At 67.0% G+C, this 17,153-nt stretch carries 17 protein-coding genes; 15 read left to right on the plus strand and 2 right to left on the minus strand.

Annotated elements, in window-relative coordinates; translation table 11 throughout:
• The first annotated feature begins 49 nt into the window (after positions 1 to 49).
• Genes ABD719_RS10755 through mnhG form a run of 4 tightly spaced genes read left to right on the plus strand, consistent with a single transcriptional unit; the run spans position 50 to position 2,506 of the window.
• Positions 50 to 1,513, plus strand: coding sequence for a proton-conducting transporter transmembrane domain-containing protein (locus ABD719_RS10755; protein WP_344693370.1), 1,464 nt, complete (start codon positions 50 to 52; stop codon positions 1,511 to 1,513).
• Complete coding sequence (locus tag ABD719_RS10760) at positions 1,510 to 1,845, plus strand: Na+/H+ antiporter subunit E (protein ID WP_344693371.1); 336 nt, start codon at positions 1,510 to 1,512, stop codon at positions 1,843 to 1,845. The genes ABD719_RS10755 and ABD719_RS10760 overlap by 4 nt, the downstream gene beginning before the upstream one ends.
• Positions 1,842 to 2,120 (plus strand): monovalent cation/H+ antiporter complex subunit F, encoded by a 279-nt coding sequence (locus ABD719_RS10765; protein ID WP_344693372.1) that lies wholly within the window; start codon positions 1,842 to 1,844, stop codon positions 2,118 to 2,120. The genes ABD719_RS10760 and ABD719_RS10765 overlap by 4 nt, the downstream gene beginning before the upstream one ends.
• Entirely contained in the window at positions 2,117 to 2,506 is a 390-nt protein-coding gene (mnhG, locus tag ABD719_RS10770) for a monovalent cation/H(+) antiporter subunit G (RefSeq protein WP_344693373.1), read from the plus strand. Before ABD719_RS10765 ends, mnhG begins: the two co-directional genes overlap by 4 nt.
• Here mnhG and ABD719_RS10775 read toward each other — a convergent pair.
• A complete protein-coding gene (locus tag ABD719_RS10775; protein WP_344693374.1) occupies positions 2,463 to 4,889 on the minus strand; it encodes a TonB-dependent receptor plug domain-containing protein in 2,427 nt (808 codons plus the stop codon). The two genes, mnhG and ABD719_RS10775, sit on opposite strands and share 44 nt — an antisense overlap.
• A 173-nt stretch (positions 4,890 to 5,062) precedes the next feature.
• Here ABD719_RS10775 and ABD719_RS10780 point away from each other — a divergent pair, with 173 nt between their 5' ends.
• From ABD719_RS10780 to rplQ, 10 genes are all read left to right on the plus strand, one after another.
• Positions 5,063 to 5,608 (plus strand): hypothetical protein, encoded by a 546-nt coding sequence (locus ABD719_RS10780; protein WP_344693375.1) that lies wholly within the window; start codon positions 5,063 to 5,065, stop codon positions 5,606 to 5,608.
• 119 nt (positions 5,609 to 5,727) lie between these two features.
• Positions 5,728 to 8,874, plus strand: coding sequence for a PAS domain-containing protein (locus tag ABD719_RS10785; RefSeq protein WP_344693376.1), 3,147 nt, complete (start codon positions 5,728 to 5,730; stop codon positions 8,872 to 8,874).
• A gap of 194 nt (positions 8,875 to 9,068) precedes the next feature.
• Positions 9,069 to 9,761: a winged helix-turn-helix domain-containing protein gene (locus ABD719_RS10790; protein ID WP_192124514.1), complete on the plus strand. Its 693-nt coding sequence runs from the start codon at positions 9,069 to 9,071 to the stop codon at positions 9,759 to 9,761.
• A 15-nt stretch (positions 9,762 to 9,776) separates the two neighbouring features.
• On the plus strand, positions 9,777 to 11,120 hold the full coding sequence (locus ABD719_RS10795) for a sensor histidine kinase (RefSeq protein ID WP_344693377.1): 1,344 nt from the start codon (positions 9,777 to 9,779) through the stop codon (positions 11,118 to 11,120).
• A gap of 52 nt (positions 11,121 to 11,172) precedes the next feature.
• On the plus strand, positions 11,173 to 11,550 hold the full coding sequence (locus ABD719_RS10800; RefSeq protein ID WP_344693378.1) for a hypothetical protein: 378 nt from the start codon (positions 11,173 to 11,175) through the stop codon (positions 11,548 to 11,550).
• 107 nt (positions 11,551 to 11,657) lie between these two features.
• Entirely contained in the window at positions 11,658 to 11,930 is a 273-nt protein-coding gene (locus tag ABD719_RS10805) for a hypothetical protein (RefSeq protein ID WP_344693379.1), read from the plus strand.
• A gap of 169 nt (positions 11,931 to 12,099) precedes the next feature.
• Positions 12,100 to 12,468, plus strand: a complete 369-nt coding sequence (rpsM, locus tag ABD719_RS10810) for a 30S ribosomal protein S13 (RefSeq protein WP_192124506.1) — start codon at positions 12,100 to 12,102, stop codon at positions 12,466 to 12,468.
• Between the two features lie 106 nt (positions 12,469 to 12,574).
• Positions 12,575 to 12,964: a 30S ribosomal protein S11 gene (gene rpsK / locus ABD719_RS10815; protein ID WP_192124504.1), complete on the plus strand. Its 390-nt coding sequence runs from the start codon at positions 12,575 to 12,577 to the stop codon at positions 12,962 to 12,964.
• A gap of 82 nt (positions 12,965 to 13,046) precedes the next feature.
• Positions 13,047 to 14,111, plus strand: a complete 1,065-nt coding sequence (locus ABD719_RS10820; protein WP_344693380.1) for a DNA-directed RNA polymerase subunit alpha — start codon at positions 13,047 to 13,049, stop codon at positions 14,109 to 14,111.
• A gap of 277 nt (positions 14,112 to 14,388) precedes the next feature.
• Positions 14,389 to 14,814, plus strand: a complete 426-nt coding sequence (rplQ, locus tag ABD719_RS10825) for a 50S ribosomal protein L17 (protein ID WP_344693381.1) — start codon at positions 14,389 to 14,391, stop codon at positions 14,812 to 14,814.
• A gap of 58 nt (positions 14,815 to 14,872) precedes the next feature.
• On the opposite strand, the gene ABD719_RS10830 is transcribed toward rplQ, so the two are convergent.
• Entirely contained in the window at positions 14,873 to 15,505 is a 633-nt protein-coding gene (locus tag ABD719_RS10830) for a DUF2238 domain-containing protein (protein ID WP_344693382.1), read from the minus strand.
• 91 nt (positions 15,506 to 15,596) lie between these two features.
• Between ABD719_RS10830 and guaA the strand changes: the two genes are divergently transcribed.
• On the plus strand, positions 15,597 to 17,150 hold the full coding sequence (gene guaA, locus ABD719_RS10835) for a glutamine-hydrolyzing GMP synthase (RefSeq protein ID WP_344693383.1): 1,554 nt from the start codon (positions 15,597 to 15,599) through the stop codon (positions 17,148 to 17,150).
• Positions 17,151 to 17,153: the final 3 nt, after the last annotated feature.

The following is a 17,153-nucleotide window of genomic DNA, read 5'->3' on the forward strand; positions in this document are numbered from 1 at the left end:
ACCCCCTATCTGGCGGAGCCAGCATGACCCCCTATCTGGCGGAGCCAGCATGACCGACGCGCTGTTGCTGATCGCCCCGGTCGGGTTGCCGCTGCTCGGGGCCGCCGTCGCGGTGCTCCTCCCCCATCGCCCGCGTGCCAGCGAGGGGTGGACCGGCCTCGTGGTCGCGCTCACCGCGCTGGCGTCGATCGCGCTGTTCGTGCGGTCGATCGACGGCAGCGGCCCGGCGATCGCCGTGTTCGGAGACTGGCCGAGGGGGATCGGGGTCGGTTTCGCCGCGCGCCTGCCGGGGACGCTGCTGATCCTCGTCGTGGCACTCGTGGCCGCGGCGGCGGCGATCTATGCCCGCGCCGATATCGGTGATCGCCGACGGCGGGCGGGGCATGATGCGCTGATGCTGGCGCTGGTCGGCGCGGTGAACGGCGCGCTGCTGACCACCGATCTGTTCAACCTGTATGTCTGGTTCGAACTGGCGCTGGTCGCCGCGCTCGGCCTCGTCACGATCGATCGCCGGCGCGAGCAGATCGGCGGCGCGATGCGCTATGCCGCGTTCGGGATGATCGCGGCGACCGCGATCCTCGCCGGCATCGGCCTCGTCTATGGCGCGACGGGCACGCTCGACATGGCGACGCTGGCGGCGATCCTGCCTGCCCGGCCGCCCTCGGTCGCGCTCGCCGTTGCCGGCGCGCTGATCCTGGGCGGCTTCGCGTTGAAATCGGGGCTGGCGCCGCTCCATGTCTGGCTGCCCGCCTCCTATGCCGCCGCGCCGCTGACGGTCGCTGCCGTCTTCGCCGCGCTGATGACCAAGATGGGCTTCTATGCGCTGATGCTGGTGATTGCGGGCGTGTTCGGCACGGCCGCGGCGCAGTTGCTGCCGGTGCTCGCCCTGCTGGCGGCGGCGACGATGCTGCTGTGCGCTCTCGCCGCGCTGGCGCAGACCGACATGCGGCGCCTGATCGGCTATCACGTCGTCGCGCAGGTCGGCTACATGGCGGCCGGCGTATCGCTGGGGACGGCGGAGGGGCTGGCGGCGGCGACCTTCTACATGATGCATTCGATGATCGTGCAGGCCAACCTGTTCCTCGGCATCGGCGCGATCCGGCGGGCCAGCGGCAGCTGGGACCTGAAGCGGGCCGGCGGCATGATCCGGTCCAACCGGCTGTTCGTCGCGCTGTTCGCAGTGCCGATGTTGTCGCTGGCCGGCATCCCGCCGCTATCGGGCTTCTGGGCGAAGCTGTTCGTGCTGCGCGCCGGGATCGGGGCGGGCATGGGCTGGCTGTCGCTGGTGGCATTGGTCGCGGCGCTCCTCACGATCATCTCGGTCGCCAGCCTGTGGGTGGAGACGTGCTGGAAATCGCGCCCCGCCGATCGTCCCGCCCGGACCGTGCCGACGGCGATGCTGGCTGGTATGGCGGTGCTGTCGGCGGCGACGCTGGCGATCGGCCTGTATCCCGAACCATGGTGGCGGGTCGCCGAAATCGCCGCCGCCACGTTGAAGGGGATGGGGGCATGACGGTGCTGCGCAAGGCCGAGGCCGTGCTGGCGCTGGTCGCGGCGTTCCTGTGGGACCTGATCGTCTCGTCGTTGCGCGTCGCCGCCGTGGTGCTGCGACCGGGGATCGCGACCCGGCCCGCGATCCTGGTGATGGAGACGGACCTGCGCCGGCCATGGGCGGTCGCGCTGCTCGCCTATCTCACCTCGCTGACGCCAGGATCGACCTGCCTGCACGTATCCGGCGACCGGCATCGGTTGTACCTGCACCTGCTCGACACGCCCGATCATGCGGCGACGATCGCGCGGTTCCGTCGCCTCTACGAACGCTGGGTCGCGGAGCTGGAGGCATGAGCGGTATCGATCTTCACGCCGTCGCCGCGGTGCTGGCGATGGTGCTGTGCGTGGCGCTGGCACTGGCCGGCTGGCGGATGCTGCGCGGGCCGACGATCGCGGACCGGTTCGTCGCGTTCGACATGCTGACCGCGGTCGCGGTCGCCTTCTCCGCGCTGACTGCGGTGGCGACGGGGCGCAGCGCTTTCCTCGACGTGGCGCTGGTGCTGGCGCTGGTCAACTTCGTCGCCACCGCCGCCTTCGCGATCTTCCTCGAACGAAAGGGCAGGGGATGACCACACTCGCCGGGATCGTGCTGATGACGCTGGGGGTCGGCTTCCTGCTGGTCGCCGCGATCGGCCTCGTCCGCCTGCCCGATGCGCTGCAACGGATGCACAGCGCCACCAAGGCCGGTACGCTGGGCACCGCGCTCGTCATCCTGGGGGCGATGCTGCTGGGGGAGGTCGCCCGGCCGTCGACCGGGCTGCTGACCATCCTGTTCCTGCTCGTCACGCTGCCGTTCGGCGCGCAGTTGCTGGGCCGGGCCGCCTATCTGTCGGGCACGCCGCTGACGGGGATCGGGGACGATCCGCTCGGTCCGGATATGGACATGGAGGCGGATCGTCCCGAAGACGTCGTTACCAGTTCACCCCCAGCCGGGCGTACAGATACCGGCCGTTGAACCCGAACGGCGAGTAATAGGGGAAGCCGAGCGTACCGGTGCTGTTGTTCGCCGGGATCGTGCGGTCGGGATACACGTCGAACACGTTGCTGACGCCGATGCCGATATTGGCCCCCTTCGTGGCGGCATAGCGGAGTTCCAGATCGGTGATCGCGTGCTTGCCGGTATGCACGTCTGCCGCCGGGGTGGTGCCTGGCTGGTTCACGTCGCCATAATAGGTCACCCGCGCCAGCGCCCCCAGCCGGTCGAGCGACCAGTCGATCGTCCCCGTCACCTTCTGCTGCGGCGTGCCGTCTTCCAGCGACAGGATGCGGCTGCGCGCGAACAGCGTCGGCGCGGGGTTCAGCGTCGCGGTGGAGGTCGGCACCCGCGTCACCTTCACGTCGTTGACGTTGCCCGCCACGGTGAAGTCGAACGCGCCCGCCGCCTCGGTCCGCAGGCGGTAGTGCGCCACCACGTCGATGCCCTTGGTCGTACTCGCCAGCCCGTTGATGAAGAAGCGCGCGGCCGTCACGCCGGACGGCGCGAGCAAGGCCGCGACCTGCGGGCTGAAGCTGGCGTTCAGGTTTTCCGACAGGCCGATCTGGTTGCGGATGCGGATGCGATAGGCATCGACCGTCAGGTCGAACCCGCCCGCGCGCACCACTGCGCCAGCCGAGAAGTTGGTCGACTTCTCCGCCTCCAGCTGCAACCCGCCAAGCCCGGTGCCGAGCGATGAGGTCGACGGCGTCGTGATGGTCAGCACCGGCACGCCGTTCTGCACCACCGACGCGGTCGAGGTGAAGAACTGCTGCTGGAGCGATGGCGCGCGGAAGCCGGTGGAGGCGGTGCCGCGCAGCGCCAGCCACGGTGCGATATCATAGCGCAGCGAGGCCTTGCCCGTCGCGGTCGAACCGAAATCGGAATAATCCTCGACGCGTCCGGCCAAGCCGACGAGCAGCTTGTCGGTCACCTGCGCTTCCAGATCGACATAGGCGCTGGCGTTGCGGCGCGACCGCTCCAGCTCGTTGTCGGCGCTGAAACCGGGGAAGCCCTGCGCCCCCGCCGACACCCGGCTGACCGGGCGGGAGTTGGGCTCGCCCGCCTCGATCTTGTAGCCCTCGCGCCGTCCCTCGACGCCGAACGCGACGTTGAGCGACTGGAAGACGTCGAACTTCCGCGTCACGTCCAGCCCCGCGATCCACTGGTCATAGATCAGCCGTCCGGCGTAGAAATCCCGCTGCGATGCGTTGCCCGCCGCGAAATTCGCCGAATTCAGGGTACGGAAGGAAATCAGGTTTCGGCCGTAACTCACGCTAAGATCGGCATTCCATCCGCCAAAATCGCCCCGTAGGCCGGTCGCGGCGTTCATATCCTTTGACTTGGTGTTGATGATCGGCAGGAAGCCGTTGGGATATAACGTATTAACGTTGTATCCGTTGGTTACGCCGGGCAGGCGGGGAAAAGCGGCGCTCCTGGTGTCGCGGTCCTGATAGCCACCGAACGCATAGAGGCTGACCGTGTCGGTCAGCGAGGTGCCGGCATTTACATAACCGGTATATTGGGTGACGGCGGGGTCGCCATAGCGGCCGGTGATGCGCCGGGGACTGACCCGCGTGTCGATATCGGCCCGGTTGGTCGGCTGACGCTTCATATATTCGCCCGACACGGTGAGGAAGCCGTCGCTGCCGAAGCCGATGCCCTGCCATGCGGAGGCGGTAACGGCATGTTCGCCCGTCACGTGCCGGCGGTTGTTCGCGGTGTCGACCTGCGTGTCGTAGAAGCCGTAATTCACCTGGGCGCCGCCGCCCGACCGTGCCTCGCGCAGGCGCAGGTTGACGACGCCGGCGATCGCATCCGATCCGTATTGCGCCGACGCGCCGTCGCGCAACACCTCGATCCGGTCGAGCGCCACGGTCGGGATGGTGTTCAGGTCGACCGCTGCCGATCCGCGCCCGACGGTACCGTTGGTGTTGAGCAGGGCCGAGGTATGGCCGCGGATGCCGTTGATCAGCACCAGCGTCTGGTCCGGCGACAGGCCGCGCAGCGTCGCGGGGCGGATCGCGTCGGTGCCGTCATTGGCGGCGGGGCGCGGGAAATCGATCGATGGGGCGACAGCGGCCAAAGCGGTCGCCAGTTCGGTCGTGCCCTGGCGTTGCAGGCTCGCACCGCTCAACACGTCGACCGGCGAGGCGCTGTCCAGCCGGCTGCGACCGGCGACGCGGGTGCCGGTGACGACGATATCGTCGCCCTCGTCCGCCGTCGTTGCCGCATCGGCCACCGGCGCCGCCTGTGCCGCCTCCGCGGGCGCGCCATCCTGCGTGGCGGGTGTTGGGGGCAGGGGCGCCTGCGCCGCGAGTGCCGCCGCCGTGGCTGCCGTCAGCAGCAGTTCACCGATCATCATGGCCAAACCCTTTATCGTCCTGCCGTATCTCGGCGTCGGGGCGGCGCTGTAGGACAGCACCAAGCCCGTTTCGTGGTAGAAATACTTGCGCGGACCGACAGGGCGGTTTGCGGACCCATGGTTGCCACGCCCGCGTTATTCTTCCCTAATTCGTCAGATCGGGGACCATCCGCATGACCAGATACGCTATCGCCGCCGTCCTGCTGCTCGCCGCCTGCGGATCGTCCGAAGACGGGGCGGGCAACGGTGCCGAAGAGGAAACCACCGTCGCTCCCATCGAAAAGACCCCGGCCAATCTCTATGCGGACCCCGGCAACATGGTCGTGCCGCTCGATCCGCCCGGCAAGGGCACTGCCCCCGCCGCCCTGCCGACCCCCGCGCCCTCGCCGGTCGTGGCGATCCCCATGGCTTTCCGTGGCCGCTGGGGAATCGGGCTGGCGGACTGCGACGCCGCGCGCGACGATGCCAAGGGGCTGATGACCGTCAGTGCCGACACGCTGCGCTTCTGGGAATCCCGCGCGAAGCTGGCGGCGGCGCGGACCGAGGGAGCGACGACGCTGGTCGCTACCCTGTCGTTCAGCGGCGAAGGCCAGACATGGCGCGAACCGACCCGGATGGTGCTGCAGGATAACGGCCGTTCGCTCGTGCGCGACAGCGCCGGGGACGGGCAGGGCGGGGGGCAAGGTGGCACGACGCGTTATATGCGCTGTCCGGCCTGAACGGGTTCTCGAAACCGGGCCTATAATAGCCATATCGGCATCCTCGATCTGATCCACCAAGGGGTTTCCAGCGTGTGCCATTCATTGACACACAAGGTGATTTTTGCCATGCTGTCATGATGGTCATTCAACGTCTGTCGCGTAATATCTCGCTCACGCCGGAGCTGGGTGCGTTCATCGACGAGCAGCTTGGCGCCGGCGAATATGGCAATGCCAGCGAGGTGGTTCGCACTGCGTTGAAATTGCTGCGGGATCAGGGCGGGCAGGCTGGGCCGGCCGTTGCGGTGGCGGCATCCTCCGAGGAATGGCCGGTCGGCGGCGGCGAATGTGGCGGACTGATTCGCGCCTATGACTGGGGCGCCACCTCGCTGGGGCCGAAGGATCATTGGCCGGCCGAGCTGCGCAGCACCGTCGCCAACATCGTCAACTCCCCGGTCGCCAAGGTGCTGATGTGGGGGCCGGATCATCTGCTGCTCTACAATGATGCCTATCGCGCGATCGCGGGCGACCGGCATCCCGTCGCACTGGGCAAGCCGGTGGCGACGATGTTTCCGGAGGTGTGGGAATGGAACCGCACCGTGCTGGCGGCCGCTGAACGGGGCGAAGCCGTCTCGCATCACGACCAGCCGATCACCTTTCATCGCGCCACCGGTCGCGAAACGCTGGACCTCGATCTGTTCTATACGCCCGTCTACGCCGCCAGCGGGCAGGTGGGCGGCGTGATGTGCACTGTCGTCGACAATAGCGGGCGGTTGCGGGCGGAGCGTCGCGTCGCGGCGAGCGAGGCGCAGTTGCGCGCCGTCACCGATGCGGTGCCGATGCTGGTCGCCTATGTCGATCGCGATCACGTCTATCGCTTCGCCAACGGGGCCTATCGCGACCTGTTGGGCATCGATCCGGCGACGATGATCGGCCGCTCGGTTCGCGATGCGGTGGGCGAGGATTTCTACGCCGATCGCCGGCCCTCGATTGATCGCGCGCTGGCGGGCGAAACCCTGGACAGCGAAGCGATCATCCCGCGCCTCGACGGCAGCGCGCGGCGCTTCGAGTTGCGCTACATTCCCGATATCGCGGCCGGTGGCGCGATCTCTGGTTGCTATATCCTGGGCATCGACATCGAGGAGCGCGCCGCGCGCGAGGCGGCGTTGACGGTCAGCAATGCCCGTTTCCGTACCGCGATGGATGCCGTCCACGGCGTGCTGTGGACCAACAGCCCCGATGGCCGGATGCTGGGCGAACAGCCGGGCTGGGCGCAACTGACCGGGCAGTCGGCCGACGAATATCAGGGTTTCGGCTGGGCCGATGCCGTCCATCCCGATGATGGTGCCGCCACCCTTGCGGCGTGGAACGCAGCGGTCGCCAGCCGGTCGATGTTCGTCCACGAACACCGCGTCCGCCGTCATTGCGGAACGTGGCGGACCTTCGCCATCCGGGGGCTGCCGATCATCGGCGACGATGGCGAGATCATGGAATGGGTCGGCGTCCATACCGACATCACCCATCGCCGCGCCGCGGAGGCGGCGTTGCGCGAACAGGCCGAACACCTGTCCCGGCAGGTCCGTCACCGCGAACGCGCCGAGCAGCAGTTGCGTCACCTGAACGACAATCTGGAAGCGCGCGTGATCGCCGAGATCGAAAGCCGCCGCCAGACCGAGGTGAAGCTGGCGCAGGCGCAGAAGATGGAAACGGTCGGCAAGCTGACCGGCGGCGTCGCGCATGATTTCAACAATCTGTTGCAGGTCGTGTCGGGCAATCTGCAATTGCTCGCGCGTGACGTCGCCGGCAACGACCGGGCGGAACGGCGCGTCGCCAATGCGATGGCCGGCGTCTCGCGCGGGTCGAAGCTGGCGTCGCAATTGCTCGCCTTCGGCCGGCGGCAGGCGCTGGAACCGAAGGTCGTCAACGTCACCCGCTTCGTCAACGGCATGGACGACATGCTCCGCCGCGCGATCGGCGAGGGGGTGGAGGTCGAGACGATCGTCGGTGGCGGCCTGTGGAACACCTTCATCGATCCGGCGCAGATCGAGAACGCGCTGCTCAACCTCGCGATCAACGCGCGCGACGCGATGGAGGGGCAGGGCAGGTTGACGATCGAGCTGGGCAACGCCCATCTCGACGATGCCTATGCCCGCACCCATGACGAGGTGATGCCCGGCCAGTATGTGATGCTCGCCGTATCCGACACCGGCAGCGGCATGGCGCCGGAGATCATCGACAAGGTGTTCGAACCCTTCTTCTCGACCAAGGGCGAGGGCAAGGGATCGGGGCTCGGCCTGTCGATGGTCTATGGCTTCGTCAAGCAGTCGGGCGGCCATGTTAAGATCTATTCCGAGGTCGGGCACGGCACCACCATCCGCCTCTATCTGCCGCGCGCGATGCAGAGCGAGGATGTCGAGGTGCAGGTCGATCACGGCCCGATCACCGGCGGCAGCGAAACCGTGCTGGTGGTGGAGGACGACGCGGAGGTACGCGCCATCGTCGTCGAGATGCTGACCGATCTCGGCTACCGTGTGCTGAAGGCGGTGGACGCGACGAGCGCGCTCAGCGTGGTCGAAAGCGGCATTCCGATCGATATGCTGTTCACCGACGTCGTGATGCCCGGCACGCTGAAAAGCCCCGAACTGGCGCGCAAGGCTCGTGAGCGGCTGCCCGATATCGCGGTGCTGTTCACCTCCGGCTACACCGAGAATTCGATCGTCCATGGCGGCCGGCTCGATGCCGGGGTCGAACTCCTGTCCAAGCCCTATACGCGCGAGGCGCTGGCACGGAAGTTCCGCCACGTCCTCGGCAACCGGGGCCAGCGCCAGCTTGCCGCCCTGTCCCAAGCCAGCCTGTCCCGCACCGCGGTTCCCGTCGCGTCCGAACCCGTGGCAAAGTCGCGCGGGATCAGCGTGCTCTTGGTCGAGGATGACGAGATGATCCGCGCCAGCACCGCCGAAATCCTGATCGAACAGGGCTTCACGGTGATCGACGCCGCCAGCGCGGAGGCGGCAATGACGATGCTGCGTGCGAACGCGATCGACGTGCTGGTCACCGATGTGAACCTGCCCGGCCTCTCCGGCCCGGAATTCGCGGACCGCGCCCGCACGCTGCGCCCCGACCTGGGAATCGTGTTCGCCACGGGCGATACCGCGGCGGTGCTGGCGGAGGCGGAGGCGGTGATGCTGGCCAAGCCTTACGGTGCCGATGTCCTGATCCGGGCGGTCGATTCGGCGATGGCGCGTCGCCCGCGATCGCCGGCCGCATCGCTGGTGATCCCTGCCTGACCCGAAACGTGATGGATTTGTCATGATCCGGTCACCCCGCGGACGGCCGGCCGCCGGTAGAGGAGGGCCACCAGATCGCGAGATCGGCGCTTTAACTCCCGGAAGCGTCGTAGGGGCCGGCGGAAGGCACGACCTTCCGCCGGCTTTCCCTTTCTGGGTTGGCGGGATAGGACGGTGCCGGTGAGCGTGATGCGATGAGCCGCAAGATCCTGATCGTCGAGGACGATGCCTCCACCGCTGCCTATCTGGCCAAGGGACTGGCCGAAAACGGCTATGCGGTCGAAATCGCGGGCGATGGCCGTGACGGCCTGTTCCTGGCCAGCGAGGGGGTGTTCGATCTGATCGTCGCCGATCGCATGTTGCCGGGGCTCGACGGCCTGTCGATGGTCGGGGCGCTGCGGGCGGCGAAGGTGGCGACGCCGGTGCTGGTCCTGTCGGCGCTCGCCTCGGTCGACGATCGCGTCGACGGGCTTCGCGCCGGCGCCGACGATTATCTGTGCAAGCCCTTTTCCTTTGCCGAGTTGTCCGCCCGGATCGAGGCACTGGTCCGTCGCGCCGACCGTGCCGCTACCGAACCCCAGAAGACCCGGCTGTCGGTCGGCGATCTGGAGATCGATCTGCTCGCCCGCCACGTCACCCGGGCCGGTCGTCCGATCGCGCTGGGCGGCCGCGAGTTCAACCTGCTCGAATTTCTCGCCCGTCATGCCGGACAGGTCGTCACCCGCACGATGATGCTGGAAAAGATCTGGAACTATCATTTCGATCCCGGCTCCAACGTCGTCGACGTGCATATCGGCCGCCTGCGCCGCAAGCTGGAGGACGGGTTCGGCTCGCCGATCCTCCACACCGTACGCGGTGCCGGCTATCGCCTCGCCGCCGACGGCTAGGGGCGCTCGCTGCGCATGAGGCTGTCGGTCACCGCGCGCATCGCGCTGCTGGCGATCGCGCTGGCGCTGGTGTCGAACCTCGTCCTTGTCGGGTTCGTCTGGAAATGGACGCATGACGATGCGATCGCCGCCACCCGGCGCGAGATGACCGAACAGTCGGACGCGCTGCTGGCGATCTGGCGGCGCGAGGGGTTGCGCCCCCTTGCCGCCGCGGTGCGCGACGCACGGCCGCCGGGCGATGTATCGCTGGTCGTCGCCATTCTCGATGCGCGCGGCCGTCGGCTGGCCGGCTATGCGCCGCCACGGGTCACGGTGCCGCTGCACGCCACCGCCTTCCACGTCGCGCACCTCGCCGACACGGGGTCGTGGGGACAGCATGATACCGGCTACATCCTGCGGTCGATCGGCCGGAACTGGCTGCTGACCGGACGCACGCTCGACGTGATCGAGGCGGAACAGCGCGCGATCGAAGGCGCGCTGGCGCTGGCGGTCACGCTGTCGCTGGCGCTTGGTATCGGCGCCGGCCTCGTCCTTGCCCGCTATGTCGGCGCGCGGCTCAACCGGATCGCCGGCGTGATCGAGGCGGCGGGGGAGGGTGACCTGTCGCGCCGGGTCGAGATGGTGGCGGGCGGCGCCGATTCATTCGACCGGCTGGCGGCGCGGCTGAACGCCATGCTGGGCAAGGTGGAACGGCTGATGGCCGAGCTCCGCGTCGTCACCGACAGTCTGGCGCATGATCTGCGCTCCCCCCTCGCGCGGCTGCGCACCAAGGCCGAACAGGCGGTGGTGGCCGGCGATCCCGCCACGCGCGATGCGATGCTCGGCGGGCTGCTCGCGGAGACCGATCTGGTGATGCGGATGCTGACGATGGTGATCGAGATCAGCCGGTCGGAATCGGTGTCGCGCGACCGGTTCACGCTGGTCGATCCCGCCGCGCTGGTCGAGGAGATCGCCGACCTCTACGGTCCCGTCGCCGAGGAGGCGGGCCTCAGTTTCACGGTCAGGCTCGATCCCGGCCTGCGACCGGTACGGCTGCACCGCGAACTCGTCAGCCAGGCGATCACCAACCTGATCGACAACGCGCTGAAGCACGGCGCCGGCGGCGGGGCGGTGATGCTGCGGGCGGGGGGCGTGCCGGGCGCGATCACCATCCAGGTCGAGGATCGCGGGCCCGGTATCGCCGCTGCCGACCGGGCGCATGCACTGCGCCGGTTCGGTCGCCTGGATACCGCCCGCACCACGCCCGGCGCCGGTCTGGGCATGACCCTGATCGAGGCGGTGGCACGCCTGCACGACGGACGGCTGGAACTGGATGACAATGCGCCCGGCCTGATCGCCCGTTTGGTGCTACCAGGCTGAAACGGTGTTTTAATCGGTGTGGTCCAGGGTGGCCGGCGATCGGGGAGTCGTCATGGTTGCACCTAGTTTTTCTATCGAGTGCGATCCTGCGGGACCGTTCCTCCACCTTTCGCTCGTCGGTGACTGGAACCGGGTGATCGCGGACCGGTTCGCGACGGAGGTCGCCGGTGGCATCCGTGGCATGATCGCCGCCGGGGCCTTGCCCGGTACGTTCCTGACGCTGATCGACATGAGCCGGAAGAACATCCTGCCTCAGGACATCGCCACCGACATGGCCCGGATGCTGCGGCCCGACTCGCCCTCGCGCCGGATCGCCTTCGTGGTGTCCGGGTCGCTTCACCTCCTGCAGGCGCGACGACTGTGCGAGTCGGAGGGGCGTCGCTGTTTTCCGACGGAGGAGGCGGCCAGACAGTGGCTGTTCGCCGATTGACGGTGGCGACTCCGCCACCATCCCTGCCACGACCGGCGGCTCATGGGTAAGCGGCGCGGGATGGCCGGCATGCAACTCCGGGCTGCCTCCATTCATTGTTGCCGGTCATGGATGCCCTGACCGCCTTCGGCCTGTTCGCCGTCACCTTCATGCTGATCTGCTATGTGCTGGAGGATCGTGCGCCGTTCTGGACGTTGCTGTTCGCCATCGGCTGTCTGATGGGATCGGCTTATGGCTTCCTGCAGGGGGCATGGCCGTTCGGGGCGGTGGAGCTCATCTGGTTCGTGGTGGCGCTGCGCCGCTGGACCGTGCTTCGCCGCGCGGCCCGTGCCGGGCTGGCCCATCCGCTGGCCGTCGCCGGATCGGAACCTGCTGCTTGACTTGATGTTTCACGCCCCCTAACGACGTTCTACCCCGAGCCACCGGCTGCCGGCGTCGCATTTTTGCGCACGTCGCATTTGTGCGTTTCGCATCGGTGGGGCGGATCAACGCGTCGAGATAGCGATCGTGCGGCCATGCCGATCGCTGTGGAGCTAGGAGAAACATTCCATGGCACGTATTGCGGGTGTCAACATCCCGACCAACAAGCGCGTGGTGATCGCGCTGACCTATATTCACGGTATCGGCCCGGCCAACGCCAAGAAGATCACCGAGAAGCTGGCGATCGCGCCGGAACGTCGCGTACAGGACCTGACCGATCAGGAGGTTCTCCAGATCCGCGAAGCGATCGACGCCGACTACAGCGTCGAGGGCGATCTGCGCCGCACGACCGCGATGAACATCAAGCGTCTGATGGACCTCGCCTGCTATCGTGGCCTGCGCCACCGTCGTGGCCTGCCGGTCCGCGGTCAGCGCACGCACACCAACGCGCGCACCCGCAAGGGCAAGGCGAAGCCGATCGCGGGTAAGAAGAAGTAAAAATAGTCCGGGGGACTGTTTTTACTTCTTCTCCGCCGGAGGGCAGGTCAGAGGCTGACCGCCTTCCGGCTTCCGTATCAGAGATACAGGTCAGGAATTTCCAACAATGGCACGTGAACCGCAGCGCATTCGTCGTCGCGAGCGCAAGAACATCACCGCCGGCGTCGCGCATGTGAACGCCAGCTTCAACAACACCATGATCACGATCACCGACGCGCAGGGCAATGCGATCTCGTGGTCGTCGGCCGGCATGATGGGCTTCAAGGGCTCGCGCAAGTCGACGCCGTACGCCGCGCAGGTCGCCGCCGAAGACGCCGGCAAGAAGGCCGCCGAACACGGCGTCCGCACGATCGAGGTCGAGGTCAAGGGTCCGGGTTCGGGTCGCGAATCGGCGCTGCGCGCGCTGCAGGCGGTCGGTTTCCAGATCACGTCGATCCGCGACGTCACGTCGATCCCGCATAACGGCGTTCGTCCGTCCAAGCGTCGCCGCGTCTGATTTCGGGCTCGCCGGCTGACGAGCCGGCGTCCTTTTACTATCCGAGGCCGGCGCCCCCCGGCCTCCAACCCAGGGGAACCCCGTGGCTGTCAACGCAAAGAACTGGCAGGAACTCAAAAAGCCGAACGGCCTGGAGAAGAAGGGCGGTGACGGCAAGCGGAAGGCGACCTTCGTGGCCGAACCGCTGGAGCGTGGCTTCGGCCTGACGCTCGGCAACGCGCTGCGCCGCGTGCTCCTCTCCTCGCTTCAGGGCGCTGCCGTCACCTCGATCAAGATCGAGAACGTGCTGCATGAGTTCTCGTCGCTCGCCGGCGTCCGTGAGGACGTGACGGACATCGTCCTCAACGTGAAGCAGATCGCGATCCGGATGCAGGGCGAAGGCCCGAAGCGTCTCCAACTGGCGGCTACCGGCCCCGGCGAGGTGAAGGCCGGCGATATCGCCGTGTCCGGCGATATCGAGGTGATGAACAAGGATCTGGTGATCTGTCATCTCGACGAAGGTGCGACGCTCAACATGGAGCTGACCGCCGATGTCGGGAAGGGTTATGTCCCCGCCTCCGCCAACCGTCCGGCCGACGCCCCGATCGGGCTGATCCCGATCGATGCGCTCTACTCGCCGGTACGTCAGGTGTCGTACAAGGTCGACCCGACCCGCGTCGGACAGGACCTCGATTACGACAAGCTGACGCTGACGATCGAAACCGACGGCACCGTCACCCCGGAAGACGCTGTGGGCTATGCCGGCCGCATCCTTCAGGACCAGCTGGCGCTGTTCGTCCACTTCGACGACTCGTCGATGACCCGTCCGGCCCCCACGGGTCAGGTCGCGGCACCGGCTGCCGGCACGGAGCCTGCTGGTGATACCCAGCAGATCAACCGTTACCTGCTCAAGAAGGTCGACGAGCTCGAACTGTCGGTCCGCTCGGCCAACTGCCTCAAGAACGACAACATCATCTATATCGGTGATCTGGTCGGCAAGACCGAGGCGGAAATGCTGCGCACCCCGAACTTCGGCCGCAAGTCCTTGAACGAGATCAAGGAAGTGCTGTCGTCGATGGGTCTGCGCCTCGGCATGGAAATCCCGGGCTGGCCGCCCGAGAACATCGAAGAGATGGCCAAGAAGCTCGAGCAGGAGATCATGGGCTGAGCCGCATCGGGATAGCGGTGCTATCCCGAAGACGGCGCCAGCCCGGCCGGCGGGTTAGCCTTGCTGACCCGTTCGACGTGAGACACGGGCTTTGCCCGTGTCCGGCCCAAACCGAAAAGTCACGGTTCGGGCGAAATATGCCCTGTAGGATGTGACTTTAGTGACTTTCCACCGGCTCCTCTGCCGGTACGGGTTATCGGCGGTGGCCCTTTTTCTCACCGCCTGCTCCGGGGTTTCCGTCAAACGGCCCCTGAACGAACGAAGAAGGACATCAATCATGCGTCATCGCGTCGGCGGCCGTAAGCTGCAACGTACCTCCGCCCACCGGATCGCCCTGTTCCGCAACATGGCGGCCGCGCTCATCAAGCACGAGCAGATCACCACCACCGTCGCCAAGGCGAAGGAGCTTCGCCCCTATGTCGAGAAGCTGGTCACGCTGGCGAAGAAGGGTGGCCTGTCCAACCGTCGTCTCGCCCATGCCCGCCTGCTCGACGATGCGCAGCTGGTGAAGCTGTTCGACGTGATCGCGTCGCGCTACGTCGATCGCAACGGTGGCTACACCCGCATCATCAAGACCGGCCCGCGCCAGTCGGATGCCTCGCCGATGGCGATCATCGAGTTCGTCGATCGCGACGTCTCGGCCAAGGGTCAGGATTCCGGCCCGGTGGTCCAGGACGACGAGGATTACAACGAAGCGGCGTAAGTCGTCATCGCTGTCAAATGAACGGGGCCGCGCCAGCGATGGTGCGGCCCTTTCGTCGTCATGACGCAGCGTGACGATTCATGTGGGATATCTGGCGATCATGCCACCGGGGCACTATCAGCCCGGCACTGATGGCCCCTGCCAGACACATCAGCATATCCCATTGCGTGTCCCATGGATCGCCCTGCGTGCCGAGAAACTCTTCGGCTCCCTGGCCGAGCGCCATCGCCGCGCCGAACTCGATCAGCTCGTAGCCGGCGCTGATCGCCAGGCAGCAGGCCAGCGTCAGGAAATGGGTCAGCCGACCTCGATCAAGTCCGCCGGCCCGTATCAGTAGCTCGCGCAGGACGACGAAGGGTACGAAACCCTGCAAGAAGTGGCCGAACCGATCATAGGGATTGCGAGCCAGTCCCAGCCATTGCTGGACGTCGAAGCCGATCGGTACCCGCGCATAGCTGTATGCACCCCCCACCATCAGGACGATGCCGTGAACCGCGATCAGCGATAGCGCGATCGGTGTCAGGGGCAGTCGATGCCGCGTCACCCACAGCACGGGCATGGCGATCAGCACCGGCGCGATTTCCATCAGCCATGTGGCCCGATCGAACGGGTGCCATCCCGAAACCATCAGGCCGATCGCCCAGGCCGTCATAAGCAACAGCAGTTGCTGGTCGCGCGATGCGTTCGTCAAGATCGATCCTTCCGGCCGCCATGGCTGCCGGTGATGGTAGCAGCATCGCCTGCCCCTTTCACCGCCGCCCGACAGTCGCTACAGGCCCGCCATGGAACACCCCGACAGCATCCTCATCGTCGATTTCGGCAGCCAGGTGACGCAGCTGATCGCGCGTCGCGTCCGCGAGGCGGGCGTCTATAGCGAGATCGCTCCCTTCCAGTCCGCCGCCGACGCCTATGCCCGCATCCGGCCGAAGGGCATCATCCTGTCGGGCGGTCCGGCCTCCGTCCTAGACGAGGGCAGTCCGCGCATTCCCGATGCGATCCTGCAGAGTGGCCTGCCGATCATGGGCATCTGCTACGGCCAGCAGGCGCTGACCCAGCAGCTCGGCGGTCGCGTGGAAAAGGGGATGGGCGGCGAATTCGGCGAGGCGTTCGTCGCGGTCGACGCCCCCTGCGCGCTGTTCGACGGCCTGTGGGCCGAAGGCGACCGGCATCAGGTGTGGATGAGCCATGGCGATCACGTCGCCGAACTCGCGCCCGGCTTCCGCCCCGTCGCCTCCAGCCGCGGCGCGCCGTTCGCGATCATCGCCGACGACGATCGCCGCATCTACGCGATGCAGTTCCATCCGGAGGTCGTCCACACGCCCGACGGCGCAAAGCTGATCGCGAACTTCGTCCGCCATGTCTGCGGCCTCGCCGGCGACTGGACGATGGCCGAATTCCGCGCCGCCAAGATCGCCGAGATCCGCGAACAGGTCGGCACGTCGAAGGTGATCTGCGGCCTGTCCGGCGGAGTCGACTCGTCGGTCGCCGCGCTGCTGATCCACGAGGCGATCGGCGACCAGCTCACCTGCGTATTCGTCGATGGCGGCATCCTGCGGGCGGGGGAGGCGGAGCAGGTCGTCGGCCTGTTCCGTGGCTACTACAACATCCCGCTCGTCCATGTGCAGGCGCAGGACCTGTTCATGGATGGTCTTGCCGGCGTCACCGATCCCGAGGCCAAGCGCAAGTTCATCGGCAAGACCTTCATCGACGTGTTCGAGGCGGAGGCGAAGAAGATCGGCGGCGCCGATTTCCTAGCGCAGGGCACGCTTTATCCCGATGTGATCGAAAGCGTCAGCTTCACCGGGGGGCCGTCGGTGACGATCAAGAGCCACCACAATGTCGGCGGCCTGCCCGAACGCATGAACATGAAGCTGGTCGAACCCTTGCGCGAACTGTTCAAGGACGAGGTCCGCGTTCTGGGTCGCGAACTGGGCCTGCCCGACGTGTTCGTCGGCCGTCACCCTTTCCCCGGACCCGGCCTCGCCATCCGCATCCCCGGCGAGGTGACGCGCGAACGCTGCGATATCCTGCGCAAGGCGGATGCGATCTATCTGGAGGAAATCCGCGCCGCCGGCCTCTATGATGCGATCTGGCAGGCATTCGCGGTATTGCTGCCGGTTCGCACGGTCGGGGTGATGGGTGATGCCCGCACCTATGATTACGTTCTGGCGCTCAGGGCGGTGACCTCGGTCGACGGGATGACGGCGCAGGCATTCTCCTTCCCCGGCGACTTCCTGCCGCGCGTCGCGACCCGGATCATCAATGAGGTGAAGGGCGTCAATCGCGTCACCTACGATTATACCTCCAAGCCCCCCGGCACGATCGAGTGGGAATGACGC

The organism is Sphingomonas cynarae, from assembly GCF_039537815.1.
GTDB classification, from domain to species: Bacteria; Pseudomonadota; Alphaproteobacteria; order Sphingomonadales; family Sphingomonadaceae; genus Sphingomonas; species Sphingomonas cynarae.